This window comes from Nannocystis punicea (assembly GCF_026965555.1).
Lineage (GTDB): Bacteria > Myxococcota_A > Polyangia > Nannocystales > Nannocystaceae > Nannocystis > Nannocystis punicea.
The window spans coordinates 10,697,021-10,716,203 of record NZ_CP114040.1; the positions used below are offsets into that span (position 1 = coordinate 10,697,021).

The 19,183-nt window shown below is 73.1% G+C and carries 8 protein-coding genes; 5 read left to right on the top strand and 3 right to left on the bottom strand.

Annotated elements, in window-relative coordinates; genetic code table 11:
• Nucleotides 1-591: 591 nt before the first annotated feature.
• Nucleotides 592-11,166, top strand: coding sequence for a hypothetical protein (locus O0S08_RS40985; protein WP_269034955.1), 10,575 nt, complete (start codon nt 592-594; stop codon nt 11,164-11,166).
• A 219-nt stretch (nt 11,167-11,385) separates the two neighbouring features.
• On the opposite strand, the gene O0S08_RS40990 is transcribed toward O0S08_RS40985, so the two are convergent.
• Entirely contained in the window at nt 11,386-12,549 is a 1,164-nt protein-coding gene (locus O0S08_RS40990) for a hypothetical protein (RefSeq protein WP_269034956.1), read from the bottom strand.
• A 440-nt stretch (nt 12,550-12,989) separates the two neighbouring features.
• Between O0S08_RS40990 and O0S08_RS40995 the strand changes: the two genes are divergently transcribed.
• The 4 genes from O0S08_RS40995 to O0S08_RS41010 all read left to right on the top strand — a co-directional run bounded on the left by O0S08_RS40995 (nt 12,990) and on the right by O0S08_RS41010 (nt 16,565).
• The gene (locus tag O0S08_RS40995; protein WP_269034957.1) at nt 12,990-14,060 is read left to right on the top strand and encodes a hypothetical protein; all 1,071 of its coding nucleotides are present in this window, start codon (nt 12,990-12,992) and stop codon (nt 14,058-14,060) included.
• Nucleotides 14,061-14,115: 55 nt separating this feature from the next.
• A complete protein-coding gene (locus O0S08_RS41000) occupies nt 14,116-14,781 on the top strand; it encodes a hypothetical protein (RefSeq protein ID WP_269034958.1) in 666 nt (221 codons plus the stop codon).
• A gap of 338 nt (nt 14,782-15,119) precedes the next feature.
• Nucleotides 15,120-15,971 (top strand): 3'-5' exonuclease, encoded by an 852-nt coding sequence (locus O0S08_RS41005; RefSeq protein WP_269034959.1) that lies wholly within the window; start codon nt 15,120-15,122, stop codon nt 15,969-15,971.
• A 78-nt stretch (nt 15,972-16,049) separates the two neighbouring features.
• Nucleotides 16,050-16,565 carry a hypothetical protein gene (locus tag O0S08_RS41010; protein ID WP_269034960.1) on the top strand — a complete coding sequence of 172 codons (516 nt, stop codon included), beginning with the start codon at nt 16,050-16,052 and terminating at the stop codon, nt 16,563-16,565.
• A gap of 222 nt (nt 16,566-16,787) precedes the next feature.
• Here O0S08_RS41010 and O0S08_RS41015 read toward each other — a convergent pair whose 3' ends face one another.
• On the bottom strand, nt 16,788-17,783 hold the full coding sequence (locus O0S08_RS41015) for an aldo/keto reductase (RefSeq protein ID WP_269034961.1): 996 nt from the start codon (nt 17,781-17,783) through the stop codon (nt 16,788-16,790).
• A gap of 193 nt (nt 17,784-17,976) precedes the next feature.
• Nucleotides 17,977-19,101: a hypothetical protein gene (locus O0S08_RS41020; RefSeq protein WP_269034962.1), complete on the bottom strand. Its 1,125-nt coding sequence runs from the start codon at nt 19,099-19,101 to the stop codon at nt 17,977-17,979.
• Between the last annotated feature and the right edge of the window lie 82 nt (nt 19,102-19,183).

Below are 19,183 nucleotides of genomic sequence, written 5' to 3' on the forward strand. Positions count from 1 at the left end.
CCGCCGCTCCTCGGCGCCCGGGCGATCGACCTGTCCCTCCGGCCATCTCGCACCGCCCCGGCGACGGAGCCCTCGACGCCCGGGCGATCGACCTGTCCCTCCGGCCATCTCGCACCCGCCCCGGCGACGGAGCCTTCGACGCCCGGGTGATCGACCTGTCCCTCCGGCCATCTCGTCCCCGCACCGCCGCCCCTCGGCGCCCGCGGGAACGACCTGACCCACAAGACATCTCGTCCCTCGCGCGCCGATTCATGTCGCGTGCGACGCAAGCCGCTCCGTACCGCGGCGAATGCTAACACAGCCGCGCGGCTCGCCGCCCCTCGTCGTTCGCGCCAATCTTCCAACAATTTGCAGATCTGTCTCGAGGGACATCTCTTTGCGCGCACACCGACTCGCGGCGCTGGGGTCTAGTGCCCACGCAGGCGCGCGCGGATCCGTCCGATCGGCCTTGGTTCGGCGCCTGGGTGGCTTACGATCTCGCACCCATCGCACCCCGCGATCGTGCGCGCCGCGCCGTGGGCGCTCGTGATAGATTGACGACGCTCCGGCCTGCCGCCGCACCGGGCGCCGGTCACCGCGGGAGCGAGCCTCGTGTACTTCCGTGTCGTCCAGCAGTCGCGCGACGCTCTCGCGTTCCAGGTCGTCCTCGAGGGCGAGCGCGTCGGCCTGACCAGCGTCGAGTTCCGCGACCAGACGGCGGTGCAGCGCGCGATCGAGGCCGTCATCGCCAGCTTGCGCGAGGGCGTCGACGCCTCCTTGCAGGTCGACGGCGACAGCTATCACTTCACCCTGCGCGGCGAGGACGGCGGCCTCCTGGCCCGCGGCAACGCCTACGCCAGCCCGGCCCAGGCCGACGCCGGCCTCGCCGAGCTGCAGCACTGGGCCGGCACCGTCGAGCGGTTCCGCGTCGTCAACCTCGCGCGCCCGCAGAAGAGCGGCGCCAGGCCCGTCGACACGATCCAGGTCGCAGTGCGCTACGACCTCGAGGCGTGCAGTCGGGCCAAGAAGTCCGGCCTCGAGCTGCTGAACCGCGCCAGCGACGGCCTCTTCACCGCCCACGTCCACGGCGAGCGCGGCGAGGTCCTGCTCTACTTGCGGGGCTTCACCACCCGGTTCGCGCGCGACGAGCAGGTCGAGTCGGTCCTCGTCGCCGCCGCCGACCCGCGGCGCTACGATCGGCGCGAGGCCGAGGGCCGGCGGTACTTCGTGCTGACTGCCCGCAACGGCCGGGAGATCGCGCGCAGCCCCTGGCTGGCGAGCGAGGTCGAGTGCGACGCCGCGATCGCCCAGCTCGTGCAACTCGCGCCGGGCGAGGCGAAGGAGTACGTGGCCGCCCGCACCCGGCGCAAGGTCGCGGAATCGGGCTACGACCTCACCCGCAGATCGACCTCGGGAGTCGCCGGATTCGAGGCCTTCCGCGCCGACGACGGCCATCACTACTTCCACTTCAACGACGAGCGCGGCGAGGTCCTCCTCTTCAGCCACGGCTACAGCACCCCCAAGGCCCGCGATCACGGCATTCGCAGCCTCCTCAAGGGGGCCGGCGACCCGGTGTGTTACCGCGTCGCCGCCGACGAGCTGCGCTTCGCCATCTCCGCCGTCAACGGCCGCGAGCTGGCCCGCAGCCGCCTGTTCGGCAGCCGCGCCGCCCTCGACCGCGCGATCGCGTGGATCCGCAGCGACATCGTCCAGTTCGGCCGCAAGTACGGCATTCGCCTGTGGGAGTCCTCGTTCATCGAGCTCCCGCACGAGCTCGCCGGCAGCGACGGCAGCGCCCCCTCGCAGGACCCGGACGAGCTCGCCCGCCAGGCCCTCGACGCCTCGGGCGACGCCACCCTCTCGCGCCTCGCCGCGCCGGCGCCCGCCCCTGCCCCGAACGCGTCCTCCCGACAATCGCCCGGCGCGCGCCCCGACGCCACCGCGCCCTCGCCCGAATCCCCACGCCAGGATTCCGCCCGCGACGCTCATTCCTCCACCCTCGCCCCGCGCCCGGATTCTCCGCCGCCCGACGCCTCTCCCTCCAATCTCGCCCCGCGCCCCGACTCCCCGTCCGCGCCCGACGCCCCTCCCTCCAATCTCCCCGCGCGCCCCGATTCCCCGTCCGCGCCCGACGCCTCTCCCCCCAATCTCCCCGCGCGCCCCGATTCCCCGTCCGCGCCCGACGCCTCTCCCTCCAATCTCGCCTCGCGCCCCGATTCCCCGTCCGCGCCCGACGCCTCTCCCTCCAATCTCCCCGCGCGCCCCGATTCCCCGTCCGCGCCCGACGCCTCTCCCTCCAATCTCCCCGCGCGCCTCGATTCCCCGCACTCGTCCGCCCCCGACGCCCTTCCGTCCGATCTCCACTCGCCTTCGGATTCTCCGCGCAGCGTCTCTCCCTCCAATCTCGCCTCGCCTCCGAAGTCCTCGCACCCATCTTCGCCCGCCGTCCCGCTCTCCCATCTCGCCTCGCCCTCCGATTCTCCGCCCCTCTCTTCCAGCGACGCCTCCGCCCTTCCCTCCAATCTCGCCTCCCAGCCAGATCCTCCGCGGCCCCGTTCCAGCGACGCCTCCGGGCCCGTCGCCCATTCGTCCGACCTCTCTTCCCCGGAAGCCGCCGACCTCTCGCGCGTCCCCGAGCCTCATTCCCCCGGTTCGGTCGACCACACGCCGTCCCTCCATTCCCCCGGTTCGGTCGACCCCGTAGGCGCCCTCCATTCCCTCGATTCCGCCCCTCTCGCATCCTCCCGCCAATCTCCCGACTCCGTCGCCCCCTCCCTCCATTCCCCCGATTCGGTCGACCCCGCGGGTTCGATTGACCCCACCCTCTCCCTCCATTCTTCCGGCTCGGTCGGCCCCGCAGACTCTCTCCATTCTCCCGCCACCGATCCGCGCCATCCTCTCGCTCCCGTCGCGGTTCCCTCCGAACCGCAAGACCCGGCCTCGGCGACCCTCTCGCCTGCTCTCACCCTCGACGCGGCCGTCCGTCCTGAAGGAGCCGGGCCGCTCCGCGAAGACGTCGACGCCATTGAGCTCCCCGAGCTCCAGCTCTTCGATCCCTCGCCGCGGCGGAGCGACTCCCTGCCACGCCCGCCAGCCGCCGATCCGGACCCGCCCAGCGGCCCCTTCTCCGCCCGCGAGCTCGACGACGCCCTCGCCCCGCTCACCGCCCTCGAGTTCGACGACGCGGCCCCGATCGCGATCGACCCTGAAGACTCTGCGACCTTCGCCGCCGCGTCCGTGCACGCGCTCCCGCACGTCCCGCTCGCCGACGAGGACTCGCTGACGATCGAGCTCGGCTCCACCGACCTCTCGACCTTCGCTCCCGCCTCGCCGCATCATCCCCCGCCTCCGCTCCCCGTCGAACCCCCGACAATTCGCGCTGCGCACGAGTCGGAGCCCCCGCCGCGCTCCGTCCCCGAGCACCCCCATTCCCTCGATCTCTCGCTCTCTCACCCGCCGCAACGCCCCGACGTCTCACCGCACTCCCCCCTCGATCCCTCCCATTCCCACGGCTCGCACTCCACCTCCGAGCCCACTCATCCCCTCGACCTCTCGCTCCCTCACCCGCCGCAACACCCCGACGTCTCGCTGCAATCCCCCCCTTATCGCCCGCATCCCCTCGACCTCTCGCTCGCTCGCCCGCAAGGCCCCGAGCCCCGGCAGCCCGCCGGCCCCGTGCGTCCGCGGCCTCCCCCCCATCCGCGAGCCGTCGCCACCTTCCCGCCCCCGTTCACGCCGACGCCGATCGAAGAGCCCGAGGTCGCCACATCCGTCCAATCCGAGGATTCGCTGACGATCGAGCTCGACTCTCCCGACGCCTCGACCTTCGCCGCCGCGGAGAGCATGCGCGCCGCCTCCATCCTCGAGACCCCACCCGACGGCGAGCAAGACCCCTCGCAATCCCTCGTCCTCGTCGAGGCCGCGCCCTTCACCGAGGCCGCCGTCATCCTCGGCTCCGGCCCCGCATCGATCGAAACCACAGTCGACGAGCCACGCCCACGCGCCACACCCGACATGTCCTCGCGCAGCCACGAGGACTCGCTGACCCTCGCCCTCGACGCCCTCGAAGCACCGACCGCGCCCCTCGAAGCACTCGCCGTCCCCGCTTCATCATCGTCCCCCGACGCCGACACACCGCCCCCGGTCCAGTCGAGCCCGGCCGACGGCCCCGCTCACTCCCAACCTCCGCCCCCGGCCACCACGGCATCACTCACCGGCCGCGGCGACGCACCACTCCTCGCGTCCCTCGCCAGCGAATCACCGCGCCTCCGCGACGCGGCTACCCTCTCTTCCTCGCCCGAAGCCCGCGAAGACTCCCTGACGCGAGCCCTCGACGCACTCGACCTCGCGTCCGCCTCCCAGCCTCCGAGCGCCGGCACCGTTCGATCCGCCGACCTCCCGTCCCGGGCGGCGGAAGCCCGCGACGACTCGCCCCTCCGCGAGCCTCTCGCTCCATCACCCGACCCTGTCTCGCCGCTCCAGGCGCGCGAAGACTCGCTGACGCGAGCACTCGACACTCTCGACGTCTCGCCCACCGAGCCTGCTTCCGCCGGCACCGACGTCACGCTCGACCTCCCGTCTCCTTCGACGGGACCCCGCGAAGAGTCGCGACCTCACCTCACTCCGTCACGCGACCACACCTCCTCGCTCTCGCGCCGCGAAGACTCCCTGACGCGAGCCCTCGATGCACTCGACGTCTCGTCCCCCGAGGCTCCGTCCGCCCCCGATCACCCGCCGCGCGAACCCGAAAGCAGCGCCGACTCGCAATCCCTCGAGTCCCTCGCTCCGGCCCCCGACTCGACGAACGCCCGCGAGGCCTCGCAACCGCACCGAGCGCCGTCCCCCCACCTCTCCGCGCCGCTCCTCCGCCGCGACGACTCGCCGGAAGATCACCTCACTCCGGCACCCGGCCCCAACGCGCCGCGTCTCCGCCCCGAGGACTCCCTGACGCGAGCCCTCGACGCACTCGACGTCTCGTCCCCCTCCGAGGCCACGCCCGCCGACACCGCCGCGCGCCTCGACCTTCCAGCCCATCCTCGACCCCACGCGCCCCAAGCCGCCGAAGCCTCGTTGCCCTTCTCGGCCGACCCGCCGAACTACGCCATCGAGGACCTCGCCCCGCAGCCCGGCGATTCTCTCACCTCGCTGGCCGCCATCGCGGCCCAGGACTCGGGCGGCTTCTCGGCCCCCTCGCGGTCCATCGATCCCGGCGATTCGCTCACTGCCGCGATCGACGGCCTGCAGGCGCCCGAAATCACCGACCACGACCCCGCGGATTCCCTCTCCGCCATCGCTCGCCTGCAATCGCCCGCCCATCCCCGCGCCTCCGGCGATGCTCGCTCCGCCGAGAACGCCGCCAGCGATTCCTCCGCCGCCCCGCAATCACCCGACCTCGACCACGGCGATTCGCTCACTGCCGCAATCGACGGCCTGAAGGCGCCCGAAATCACCGACCAAGACCCCGCGGATTCCCTCTTCGCCATCGCTCGCCTGCAATCACCCACCCATCCCCGCGCCTCCGGCGATGCTCGCTCCGCCGAAAACGCCGCCAGCGATTCCTCCGCCGCCCCGCAATCACCCGACCTCGACCACGGCGACGTCATCACCGCCCTGCAATCGCGCGACCTCACTCCTCCCCGCCTGGACTCCGGCGACTCCCTCTCCGCCATCGCCCAGCTCGAAGACGACTCTCCATCCCGCGACCTCTCCGCGACCCCCGGCGACTCCCTCTCCGCCATCGCCCAGCTCGAAGACGACTCCCCATCCCGCGACCTCTCCGCGACCCCCGGCGACTCCCTCTCCGCCATCGCCCAGCTCGTAGACGACTCCCCATCCCACGACCTCTCCGCGGCCCCCGGCGATTCCCTCTCCACCCTCGCCGGCCGCGATTCGCACTACTCCGAATCACCCGACCTCTCCCCGGACCCCGACGATTCCCTCTCCACCCTCGTCGGCCGCGATTCGCACTACTCCGAATCACCCGACCTCTCCGCGCCCCCCGGCGATTCCACCCTCGTCGGCCGCGATTCGCACCACTCCGAATCACCCGACCTCTCTCCGGACCCCGGCGATTCCCTCTCCACCCTCGCCGACCGCGATTCGCACTACTCCGAATCACCCGACCTCTCCGCGCCCCCCGGCAATTCCCTCTCCGCCCTCGCCGACCGCGAGCCCCGAGCTTCCGGCGTCCGCCCGTCTCCTGGAGCGCGCGTCGACCTCCACCGCTCGCCGCCGCTCCGCGAGCCCGCACCGGTGCCCGATCCCGCCGATTCGCTCACGGACCTCGCCGTCCTCGATCCGCAGGACTCCGGCAGCGCCCCTGTCTCGATCGACCCTGGCGATTCGCTCAATCCCCTCACTGCCCGCGATCCGCAGGACCCCGGCGACGCCCCCGCGTCTCACCGCGTCGACCCCGCCGATTCGCTCAATGCCCTCACTGCCCGCGATCCGCAGGACCCCGGCGACGCCCCCGCGTCTCACCGCGTCGACCCCGCCGATTCGCTCAATGCCCTCACTGCCCGCGATCCGCAGGACCCCGGCGACGTCTCCGCGTCTCCCCGCGTCGACCCTGCCGATTCGCTGACCGCACTCGCCATCCTCGATCCACCGGATTCGATCGGCCCGCCGCGACGGCGGACGGAGCGGTGGGCGCCCGTCTTCCTTACCCGCGAGCGTTCGGGACCTTCGCAGGCCCCCTCTCCCGCCGAATCGCTCACCTCCCTGGCCGTCCTCGAGCCCGACGACGACGACGCGCCGCGACCTCCTCCCATCGCCTCCCGCGACTCCCGGCCTTTCCCGCTCGTCGACGACGACGACGACGCCGACGATACGGACCTGTCCGCCACCGATCCGGCCGCTCCGCCGGAGCCCATCGCCGAATCGATCCTCGCCGCGCCCCAGCCCGAGCAATCGAGTCGGAGTGATTCTGCACATAGCTCCTCCGATCCGCCCGTGCTGGTCCAGCCGCCGCTGCTGTCGCCGCTCGAGGACGCCGCGCCGCTCTATCGATTGAGCGCACCGCCGCTGCCCGTCCACGCCGGCCCGCTGATCTCCGAGGTCGCGCCCGCCGAGCCTGCGCCCGCCGCCACCGCGCCGCACGGCGACGACGCAGTCGCCGACGATTCCGCCCCGTCCCGCGCCTCCGGCCCGCGCCAGTCCGCCTCGCGCCCCGAATCGCGGCCCACCGCCCGTCAGCCCCCGCGCCCGCCCTCGGCCGGCTCCTCGCGCCCCCGCTCCGAGCCCTCGACGGCCGCCGAGCCCAGCCGCGCCCCCTCCGGTCATTCACCGCCGGCGCGCGAACCCTCCGGCGGTGCTCCGCGCGCCGTCGGGTCCGCACATTCTCAACCCCCTCACGCGCCGACCGACACGTCCCGCCGCCGCTCCGCGCCGTTTAGCGAGCCGCCGCGCCCCCACATCCCCTCCAACGAATCCTCCCGCCCTCACCCCGCCGCGTCTCCCTCCTCATCGCCGCTCGCTCCCACCGGCGATTCCTCCCGCCCTCACCCCGCCGCGTCTCTCCCCTCATCCCCGCTCGCTACCACCGGCGATTCCTCCCGCCCTCACCCCGCCGCGTCTCTCCCCTCATCCCCGCTCGCTACCACCGGCGATTCCTCCCGCCCTCACCCCGCCGCGCCTCTCCCCTCATCCCCGCTCGCTCCCACCGGCGATTCCTCCCGCCCTCACCCCGCCGCGTCTCTTCCCTCATCGCCGCGCCCCCACACCCCCTCCGGCGATTCCTCCCGCCCTCTCCCCGCCGCGTCTCCCCCCTCGGCACCGCTCGCTCACGCCCGCTCGGGCGATTCCTCCCGCCCCCACGCCGACGCTCTCGAACCGCTCACTGCTCCCGGGCTCTCCAGCGAATCGTCCCATCCGGCGGCGCCCTCCCGCGCTCACGAATCCTCCGCCCCCCGTTCGCAGGAATCCTCTCTGTCCCCCGGCGGATCTCTCACGCCTCCCGACGATTCATCCAACCGCGCCTCTGCCGGCGAACCTCCTCCCACCGAGCCCACGCGAGCCCCTCACCAGCCCGCTGAGGCCCCCGCCGGCCGCGACGAATCCACGCCAGCCGTCGCCCTCGACGAATCATTCCCTGCCCGCAGCTCGGCCCCGCACTTCGCCTCGAGCCTCCCCGCCGCCGCGTCCGCCATCACCGCCTCACCGCTCCCCGATCCCGCACGAGTCGCTCCCCCGGCCGCGTGGATCCCCCCGCACCGCCCTGCCTCCGGCTCCGGCTTCATTCCGCCGATCACCAATCCGTACCCGCGACCCTTCATTCCGCCCGGCACCCTCGCCGCCCTCGGTCTGGCCAGTCGCCCCGGCTCCGCCAATGCTGCCAGCACGAGCCCCGCTCCCGGCACCAGTCTCGTCGCCGGCACGAGCGCTCCCAGCACCAGCCCTGCTCCCGACACGAGCCCCGGCGCCCCGCTCCTCACCCCGGAGCCGCCGCCCCCCGCCCCGTTCCTCGATCCGCCCGTCTCGGGGCCCGTCTCGCCCTTCGACGCCACTCTGCTGCCCGACCTCGGCCTGCTCGTCGCGCGCGATCTCGGCGGCGACCTCCCGCGCGCCGAGGCGCCCGCGCTCGTGCCCGAGCTCGACATCCTGCTGCGTGACACCATCGCCGGCCCGCGCAAGCGCGAGGGGTCGGCCCCGCTGTTCGCCGCGCGCCGCGAGCCCTCGAGCACCCACGCCGTCCCCACCTTGCTCGCCCGCCGCGAGCCCTCGAGCGCTCAATCGTCGCCTGCGCTGGTCCCTGCGCTCGACCTCCTCGAGCTCGAATCGCCGAGCGGTCCCAAGCCGCGGCGCTCCCTCCCCAACCTCATCCCCGGGCCCGGCGCCCCCGTCACCGTCATCCTCGACCGGCCGCTCGCCGACCCTCCTCTGCGGCGCTCCCTCCCCAACCTCATCCCCGAGCCCGGCGCGTCCCTCCCGCCGCTCTCGCTCGTCGAGTCCGCGCGCCGCGAACCGCCCGCCAGCGAGCCGCCTGTCCCGAAGGACATCTCTCAATCCGCTCCGGCCGCCTCGCCGCCGATCCCGCTCCACGACCTCCCCACCCTCGTGCAGGTCGGCCTCGCGGTCACCCAGCCGGCTCCCGTCAAGCCCGCGGACGCGCCCGTCCCTCCGACCAAGGTCCCCCTCACGATCCCCCGCCTGCCGCCGATCCGCATGGCCCCCAGCGCCCGCGATCGCTGGCTGAGGGTCGGCGTCGTGCTCGCGGCGCTGGTCTTCCTCGGCGCGGTCGCCTCGCGCCTGAATCGCAGCAGCGAGCCGGCCTCCGAGGTCGCCGAGCGAGCGAGCGACGAATCACTCGACCGCGTCGAGCCCCCGCCCGTCGAGCCCCCGCCCGCCGAGCCTCCGCCTGCGGTCATTCCTCCGTCGCCCGCGCCGCCCCTGGCCGGCGCCGCCCTCGATTGCCCCGAGTCTGCCGATCCCGCGATCGGCCTCATGGTCACCCCATTCGCCCCGCTCGCCGGCCAGCCGCTCCGGATCGTCGCCGCCACCCTCGCCGACGACGTCCCGCTCGCCCTGCACCTCCTCGCCGGCGACGCCCCCGCGCAGCCCCTCGACGCCCACGTCCACCCCGGCACCCCGTCTTCGGTCATCGCCGACTTCACCCCCGCGAGCGCCGGCGAGGTCACCTTCGCCGTCGTCCGCGACGGCGCCGCCATCACCTGCCTCAAAGTACAGGTCCTCGGCGAGCCGCCGCAGCGCCCCCCGTTCGCCGCCAAGGGCCGGGCCTGGCCCGTCGAGCGGGCCTGGACCGCCGGCGAGGAGGCGCTCTACAGCGCCTGGGTGCGCCAGCTGTTCTCCGCGTCACCTGACCCGAAGGCCAGCATCGAGCGCCTCGACGTCGCCACCGGAGATCCCGCTCGCAACTTCCTCCACGACGCGCTCGGCCTGCAGGAAGATCGCGCCGACAACCCGGTCGGCCTGCGGCTGAAGCCCGACGGCGCCGACCTCCCCTACTTCGTGCGCGCCTACTGGTCGTGGAAGCGCCGGCTCCCGTTCGCCTATCGCAAGTGCCAGCGAGGCGGCGACGGCAAGCCCCCGCGCTGCGGCGACGCCCGCACCAACCTGGACCCCGGCCCCGGCTTCACCATGCCCGCCACCGAGCTCGCGCGGGCCCAGCGGTTCTTCTTCCGCAACCTCGGCTGGGGCGTCCACGCCGGCAACGCGCGCACCGCCGTCGGCGACTCCACCTCCGACCTCTACCCCGTGCGCCTCGATCACCGCGGCCTGCGTCCGGGCGCCGTCTATGCCGACCCGTACGGCCACGTCTTCCTGCTCGTCGACCTCGTGCCCGCGCAGGACGGCGAGCCGGGCGCGCTGCTGGCCGTCGACGGCGAGCCCGACGGCCAGATCGTCCGCCGCGAGTTCTGGGAGGGCCTGTTCCTGTGGAGCACCGAGCCCGCGCTCGGCGGCGTCGGCTTCAAGCAATTCCGCCCGGTCGTGCGCCAGGCCGGCGGCGGCCTCGCCCAGCTGAGCGACGCCGCGATCGCGGCCGCACCTGACCTCGGGGACATCTGGACCGCCCCCGGCGAATTGGCGGGCACCGCCTTCTACGACGCGGTCATCGCCCTCGTCGAGCCGCCGCCGTGGGACGCCTCGCAGCGGCAGCGCGAGGCGGTCGCCGCCTTCGCCGAGCTCGCGCGCAGCCGCGTCGAGCCGATCGCCCGCGCCGCCGAGTTCGCCCGCGACCGCCAGCGAGCGATCGCCATGCCGAAGGGCTGGGAGGTGTTCGAGGCCACCGGCGCGTGGGAGAGCCACTCGACCCCCGGCCGCGACCTCCGCCTGCTCATCGCCCTCGACGTCGTCCGCGGCCTGCCCGACCGCGTGCGCGCGCGGCCCAACCTGTACGCCACCGACGGCGACCCCGAGGCCCGCGCCCGCGCCCTCGCCGACGAGCTCGACGTCCTCCTCCGCGACCCCCGGCACGCGATCACCTACACCCGCAGCGACGGCAGCGAGTGGACCCTCGGCCTGCGCGACCTCGTCGACCGCGAGGCCGCGCTCGAGCTCGCCTACAACCCCAACGACTGCCCCGAGCTGCGCTGGGGCGCCCCCGAGGGCAGCGACGAGCTGTCCACGTGCAGCTTCCGCGCGCCCGAAGACCAACGCGCGCGCATGGAGGCCTACCGCGGCTGGCTGCACCAGCGCCGCCCGCCCGCCCGCGGCGACAAGTCGCCCTGAGCGGCGTCGACCGGGCGCAGCGCCGCTCGACCCGCCATGTCCCTCAAGACATGTCCTTGAGGGCATGTCCATGAGGACACACGCACGGGAGTACTTCTACGAGGCGCTCGGCTCGGAGCCGCAGCTCGCCGAGCACGCGCTGTCGCGCGGGCGGTCCGCCGAGCGCGTCGACTCCGATCCACGGCGGCCTGTCGCTCGGCGGCCGGCGCACCTCCGCGGTCATCGCCGCACGACGCCGATCAGGGTGTAGCCGCCGGAGGTGTCGGAGCATTCGACCGCGGACACCGCCGAGTAATGGGCGGCGACCCAGACATCGTAGGCGCCGAGCTGGGCGTGGGTGCGGGCGGGAATATCCGCGCTGAGCCCGTCGAGGGTGATGCGCGCGCTCTGATGCTCGACCATGGAACAGAACCCGCACTCGGGTTCGCAGGTGAGCGCTCCGTCCTCGAGCCCGAACGGCGCGAATGGCTCGATCTCCCAGTCGCCCGAGACGGCGCCGGCGAGCAGCGTCGTGCCCGTCGACAGGCGGAACATCCGCTGCGAGTCCGCCCACCCGAACTGCGTGTATTCGAGGGTGACGACGGCGCCGACGCCGAGCGCCGCGAGGTCGGGGGCCGGGTGCGCCGCGAACGTGAGCACGGGCGCCGGCTCGACCACGACGTCGCCGTCGAGGCAGGCCAGGGTCAGCGCGGCGCCGCCGTCGGTCGGGGTGACGACAGTGATCGTACACTCCCACGACACCGAGAATTCATCGACCAGCACGGAGCTGAGCCAGAAGTCCAGCGCGGCGGGGTCGGGCGGAGAGCACACCGGGTCGTCGACGGGCGGCGGTAACGCGTCGCACCAGAACAGCTCGATGCAGCAGTTCTTGCCGACCGCGCACAGCTTTCGTGGCGCATAGCGGGTCTCGCGGAGACCGACATCCTCATCCGGGTACTCGAACGTGACGATGACATCGTCGCCGTCGGCGCGGATCGTGATCGATTTGGCCGTCCCGTACCCCCACTCGAACGTGGGGTCGTCCGAAACGACGCGGATCTCCGCGCCGTCACCGACCGGCTCCCAGGTGTGGTTCCACGGCTTCGGTTCGCCCTCGCAGCTGTGAACCCACAGCGTCAGCGTGCCGTCGGGCCGGATCTCGAGGTTGCTGACGCCGGAGAAGGGCCCCTCTTGCTCCTCGCCGACGGCGTGACTGGCGTCGTGATACTCGCCGAAGAGCCGCTCCGGCCCGTCCGCGATCCCGGTGGTCGTCGGTGAGTCCGTGCTCGTGGAGGCCGTCGGCGAGCCCCCGCTCGTGGAGGTCGAAGCCTCGGTCGCTCCATCGGGCACGGGGCGCGGCGCGCACGCGAGCGCCAGGAGAGGGACGACGAACCCGCGCCGCATGCGACGACGATGCGCGAGGGACGTGCGGATCGCAAGCGCCCGTCCGGTCCACCGTGCGCTGGCGCGAGCGCGCCACGACCGCTGAGAAAACCCATCCCTCCAGTCCCACTGGCTGACCCCGTCGAGGCCGTGCCCGTCACGCGCCTTCACGCACTCCAGGAAACTCTGCGGCGAGCTGGAACGCGACGAAGCGCGTGGCCTCGTGGCAGCTGATGCCGGAGGCATGTGGCGCCTCCATCGGCCGCCGCCGCGACGCGAACACGTACGCTGGGCCCGCGCGCCCGCTCTCGCGCTGCATCCAGCGATTTCGCCGCCTCGTGCGAATCCGCCCGGACCATTCAATATGCACACCGTTCCGCCTCGCGCGTCCGCGCCCGCGGGCGCGAGCTTCCATCGCCCGGGCCTTCCTGGCACCTTGAAAGCGCCTGCAGGAGGCCGCCGTGTTCGACTCTGTCGTCCTCGACATCGCCATCGGACTGATCTTCGTGTTCCTCGCCACCAGCCTGGCCATCACCGCGGGCAACGAGCTGCTGGCCTCGCTGTTCAAGTGGCGCGCCAAGGACCTCGCGGCGGGTCTGCGGCTGCTCGTCGGCAAGGAGGACGGCGCCGGGCAGGCCAGCCAGCCCGACATCACCCGCGCCCTGTATCAGCACCCGCTGCTGCGGGGTCTCCACGGCGACGCTGCCACCGGCGGCGACAGCAAGGCTCCCTCGTACATCCCGCCACGGATGTTCGCCATGGCGCTCCTCGACATCGCCTTGCGTCCGGCCGACGGCACCGGCCAGCTCGTCGCCGGCAACATCGCCGAGATGCGGGCGCAGATCGAGACGAAGCGCGGCGAGCTCGGCAATCGCGTCACCGACACCCTGCTCACATTCGTCAATCACGTCGAGGTCGACGCGCGCGCCGGCGTCGACAAGCTCGGCCGGCTGCAGCGCGACGTCGAGGCCTGGTTCAACGCCGGCATGGGCCGCGTCAGCGAGGTCTACCGCCGGCGCGCCCAGCTGTGGAGCAGCCTCCTGGCCATCTTCTTCGTCGCCGCCCTCAACCTCGACGCCATCCGGATCACCCGCTCCCTGGCCAACGACCCCGTCCTCCGCGCCTCGCTCATCGCCCAGGCGACCGAGGCCGTCAAGCAGGAGGACCCGTCCGCGCGCCTCACCCAGGCCGCCACGCCGCCCGCCGAGGACCCGAACAAGGCCCTGCCCACCCCTCCCGCCGAGACCGCGCCCTCCGCCACCGCCGGCGCGCTGCGGCAATTGCAGACCGACATCAGTACCATCAATCAATTGGGCATCCCTGTCGGCTGGGAGGACAACCCGCCCCAGCCGGGCGTGTGGTGGTGGGTCAACAAGGTCCTCGGCCTGCTGCTCACCGGCCTCGCCGCCTCGCTCGGCGCCCCGTTCTGGTTCGACGTCCTCAAGAAGGTCAGCAGCCTGCGCGCAGCCGGTCGCATGCCGCCCCCGCCCGACACCTCGAACGCGCCCCGCGACCAGCCCGGCCCCGCCTGAACCGGCCCCGAGGCTGGTTGTGACCCGGCCGCGCCGCGCGGTAAAACCAAGGGCCATGTCGCCTCTCACCTGCTCGCGGCGCCGCCTGTCCCTGCTCGCAATCGTGCTGACCGGCTGCCCGCCCGTCTACACCCCGGGCACCACCGCCGACACCTCCACGACCGGCACCGGCACCGGCCCCGGCACCACCGAGCCCGTCGAGCCGACCGGCCCGGGTACCAGCATTGGCACCACCACGGTCGACACCACGACCACCACCACCGGCGCAGTCGACACCACCACGGGCGAGCCCGCGACCACCGGCGAGCCCGCGACCACGACCACCACGAGCGAGACCACCACCACCGGCACCACGGGCGAGCCGGACCCGGGCCTGATGGGCGAATGGGGCCACGCCTGTGAATCCGACGACGAGTGCGCCGCGATCCTCGGCGACAAGGGCGTGTGCCTCACCGACGTCCTCGGGGCCTATGCCTTGCCCGGCGGCTATTGCACCAAGGAGTGCACCCTCCCCGCCATGACCGCCTACGACCCCGGCAACCCCTCCTGCGCCCCCGACGCGATGTGCATCGGCGCCTCCGGCTACTTCGAGGCCTGCGCCGTCGAATGCACCGACGCCAGCGACTGCCCGCGCGAGGGCTACGAGTGCCGCCTGCTGCCCGTGATCGGCCAACCCGGCGACCCGATGTTCTGCCTGATGACCGACGAATACATGCTGTGAGCCCACCTGCGCGCATGTCCTTGCGGACATGTCGCCCACCGCGGCCCCTCTCGACTTACGAGCTCTCCCCCGTGTCTTCGCGCAGCCACGTATCCTCGTTCGGCAGCAGGCCCGCGAGGGTCAACCACAGGAGTCGCTGCTCGGCCGCGAGGCCGGCCGCGAGGCAGGCCCCCGGTGGGATGCTCTCGCCGACGAGCGTGGGCGAGACCCACGCCCGGGCGCTCTCGAAGACGCGGCCTCCGTGCCCGCCCCGGCGACGTCCTCGACGGCCACAAGGTGGACGCCCGCCGTCCTCCCTCGCCGCCGCGCGCGACCTGTGCCACCATCGCCGCCCCGCCATGTCCGCCGCGTTCGACCGCGTCGTCGTCCTCGACTTCGAAGCGACCTGTCAGCCGGGCGTCCCGCCGAGCCCGCAGGAGGTGATCGAGTTCCCGTCGGTGCTCGTGTCCCTGCGGGACCGCGCGGTCCTCGACAGCTTCGGCACCTTCGTCCGCCCGGTCCACCACCCCGCGCTCAGCGCCTTCTGCACCGAGCTCACCACCATCCGCCAGGAGGACGTCGACGCCGCCCCGGTGTTCGCCGACGTCCTGGCCGCCCATCGCGCCTGGCTCGAGGGACATGACCTCTTCGACAGCCAGGGCCGCGAGCGCTTCGCCTTCGTCACCTGCGGCGACTGGGACCTGCAGACCATGCTGCCGGTCCAGTGCGCCGCCTCCGGCATCCCGATCGACGCCCTGCCGCGCGCCTATCGCCGGTGGATCAACATCAAAAAGGTCTTCCTCGACGCCATGAAGAAGGCCAAGACCACCGGCATGCCGGCCATGCTGCAGGCCCTCGGCCTCGACCTGGAGGGCACCCATCACCGCGGCATCGACGACTGCCACAACATCGCCCGCCTGGCCCTCGCCCTCGCCGACCGCGGCGCCCGCTTCGAGCTGACCGGCAAGCTGGCCGCCTCGCACTACCCCGAGCTCCCGCTCGAGCTGCAATGGGGCGACCGCCGCGAGCGAGTTTTTCTGAAAAAGCGCCACCTCGCCACCCTGCTCGGCCTCGCCAGCGGCCTGTTCCGCACCCGGATCGTCCGCGCCCTCGGGCCCGACGGCGCCGCCATCGAGGACGACGATCCCCTCGCCGAGCTGCCCGCCGATGCGCGCGTCCGCGTGTTCAGCGCCCGCGACCCCTCGACATGATACTTTTTCAAGATGTCTCAAAGGTCATGTATTTTTAGGCATGTCCCATGAATCGCCCCGGCCTGCGGCCGCTCCGTCATGTCCGCCGACACACCGCTGATTCGCTACGCCTACGTCGGCCCGCCGGAGGTCGGCGAGCGCCCGCGCGGTGAGCCCGGGGCGACGATCGCCGGCACCGCCGACCTCGAGCGCTGGCTCCTCGCCCACCCGGAGGCCGAGGCCGAGGGCGCCACCTACGTCGTCGACCTCGAGGGCCGGCTGCGGCTGGCCGCGCGCCGCTCCGAGCACATCGACTGCGCGGGAGGCTGCTCCGTCCTCGCGGCCGGGGAGATCCGCTTCGCCCGCGCCGCCGATCGCCGATTCGTCGTCCGCGAGGTCAGCAATCAGTCGACCGGCTATTGCCCCGACCCCGACTGCTGGCCGGCGGTGGGTCGCGCGCTCGCGGCCGCCGGGATCGACGCCCCCAGGTCTTTCACCCGCGCCTTCGTGTTCCGCCGCTGCCCGGCCTGCGCCCAGATCAACCTCGTCAAGGACGAATGGTTCGTGTGCGCCGCCTGCGACGCCGAGCTGCCGCGCGCGTGGAACTTCGCCTGATCGCCGCTCGGCAGCTGTGGCCCTCGTCCTTGCAGCGCCCGGCCGCGAACGGCTGCAGCAGCTCGGTGTCGGCGAGCAACGCCTACGTGCCCTTCGTCGTGCCCACGCCCTCGCTGCGGATCACCGCCTGGAACACCTTGTGCTCGCGTCCCAGTCGCGCTCGAGCCGGGGCCCCGGCTCCGAGGTGTTGCTGACGAAGCGGTAGCTGCGAGGTAGACCCCCTCACCCCGCCACCAGCGCGGCGATCTTCTCCCGCTCCGCCGCGTCCGGCAGGCGACCGAAGCCGGCGCGCACGTTGTCGGCCATGTGCTTCGCCGAGCTGGTCGCCGGCAGCGGACAGTGCACGGCCGGGTGCCCGAGGATGAATTTCAAAAAGAGCTGGCCGAAGCTGGTGCACTCGAGGTCGGCGGCCCATCCCGGCAGCGGCGTGCCTCGCACGCGCTCGAACAGCGCCCCGCCGTCGAACGGGCGCATCACCAGCACCGCCACCCCCAGCTCGGCCGCCGTCGGCAGCAGGCGCTGCTCCGCCGCGCGCGTGGCCGCCGAGTACGGCAGCTGCACGAAGTCGAGCGGCTCGCGTCGGAGCACCCGCTCGAGCTCGCCCATGCCCGTGTGGGTGTAGTGCGTCACCCCGAGGTAGCGCACCCGCCCCGCGTCGCGCAGGCGCCGGAGCGTGGCGATGTGGACGTCGAAGTCGAGCAGGTTGTGGACCTGCAGCAGGTCGAGCCGGTCCGTCCGCAACAGCCGCATCGACCGATCGATCTGCGCCTCGCCCTCCGCCCGGCCGCGCGTCCACACCTTCGTCGCCCAGAACGGGCTCGCCGGAGCACCTGTCTCTGCGACCAGGTCGCCCGCGACCTCCTCCGCCCGGCCGTACATCGGCGAGCTGTCGATCACCCGCCCGCCCGCGGCCGCGTGCTGCGCCAGCACCTCGCGCAGCGGCGCCCGCTCGCCCGCGTCGCGCCCGACGTCGAAGGTCTGCCAGGTGCCCATGCCGATCACCGGCAGGGCCTCGTGCGTGCGAGGATGAGCGCGCGTCAACATGGTCGTCTCTCCCATAGAAGCTGGCGGCGTGGGCGTCGCGTCGGTCTTCGGCGCCGCCTCGGGCGTCGCGGGCGCCGGCGAGGCTCCCCCGCTTGCGGGCTCGACCTGTCCTTTGCGACAGCCGACCACCGCCAGCCCGGCGGCGACCTCGAGCAGCGCGCGACGCCTCAGCATGCCGTGAAGCTACGAGAGCTCGCCCGTCCCCGCAACCACGACGAGCAGCGGACGCGGCAGGAATCGATGCCCCCCTCGGCGTTCCCCCGGCTCGGCCTCGCGGGAAATCACTCCGGCCCGAGCTCCGCGCATTTTTTTTCGTCGTCGTCGAAGTCATCGCAATGACTCCGTGGCCCCGAACCGACGCTCGGGGTCAACGGCGGGCGCCGAACACGTCCCCGACGACGATCGAGCGGGCCCCGTCCTCGACGGTTCGCCACAGCAGCAGCCCGTCGTCGGCCGTCACCGCGTAGGCCGCGATGTCCGGCGATTCCACCGGGCCGTGGCTCGTCGCGTCGATCCACCACAGCCCGCGACCACGGACCAGCCAGAAGGCTCGCTCCGAGTCGCCGACCAGCACGTCGAGCGCGGGGGGCACCGCGGCGAGCGAGAAGAGCCGGCCGTCCGCGGTCGAGCGCAACAGCTCGAGGGCCTCGCCCTGCACCCGGAACAGCAGCGAATCGCCGGCCCAGGCCGGGCAGCCGAGCAGGCCCTCGCCCGCGTATTCACGGCGGATCGCAGCCAGCGGCAGCTCGCCCGAGTACAGCGCGCCGTCGGGGCGAGCGCGCCAGGCCAGGCGCTGGCCGCCAGCGACGACACAATCGGGACGATGGCCGAGCTCGATGACCTCGACGACTCCGTCGCCCTCGAGCTCCGCGCTGACGAAACCCGACGGCGCGGGCAGCACCACGCGATCGCCCACGAGCACCGGCCCCTGATTGTCGAGGCGCGGGTGCAGCGACGAGCCGAGCGACTCCGGCCACGGCAACGTCGCCGCCGGCCCCGGCTCACCGAAGCCGCTCTTGTCGAGGACCGTGACGTCGATGCGATCGTCATGAAGCTCGGCGCACCACAGCGAGTCGTCGCGCTCGCCGAGCAACCAACCGCGGCAAGCGAAGCCGTCGCGGATCCACCGGCGATCGAGGTCTCGCGAGATCCGCAGCAGCGCCGCGCCGAGCTCCGGCTGGACCCAATACGACTGCTCGTCGACGAGCGCGAGCGTCTCGGTGAACAGCGCGTCGGCCCCGGTCCCGGGGCGCCAGATCCCCCGGGGCGTGCGCAGCGGACCGCCGGCGACATCGACGAACAGGACCTCGCTCGCGTGAAAGCTCCGGCTCGTCGCAGGCTCCGCCGCGGGCGCACGCAGCAGCTCGCGCGAGTCCACCTGCGGCGCGTGCGATGCGGCCGCGAGCGACGCCTCGGGCCTCGCCGGTCGGCTGCAGGCGACCAGCACGAGCGCGAGCAGCAGAAGGCGAGGGCGCTCCGAACCGGCGGGCATGTCGCGCGTGGCTCGCCCACCTTAGCACCGCTGCGCCGGCGGCGACGCGACCGGCGCGCCGTCGCCGATGGCCCCGCGTCCA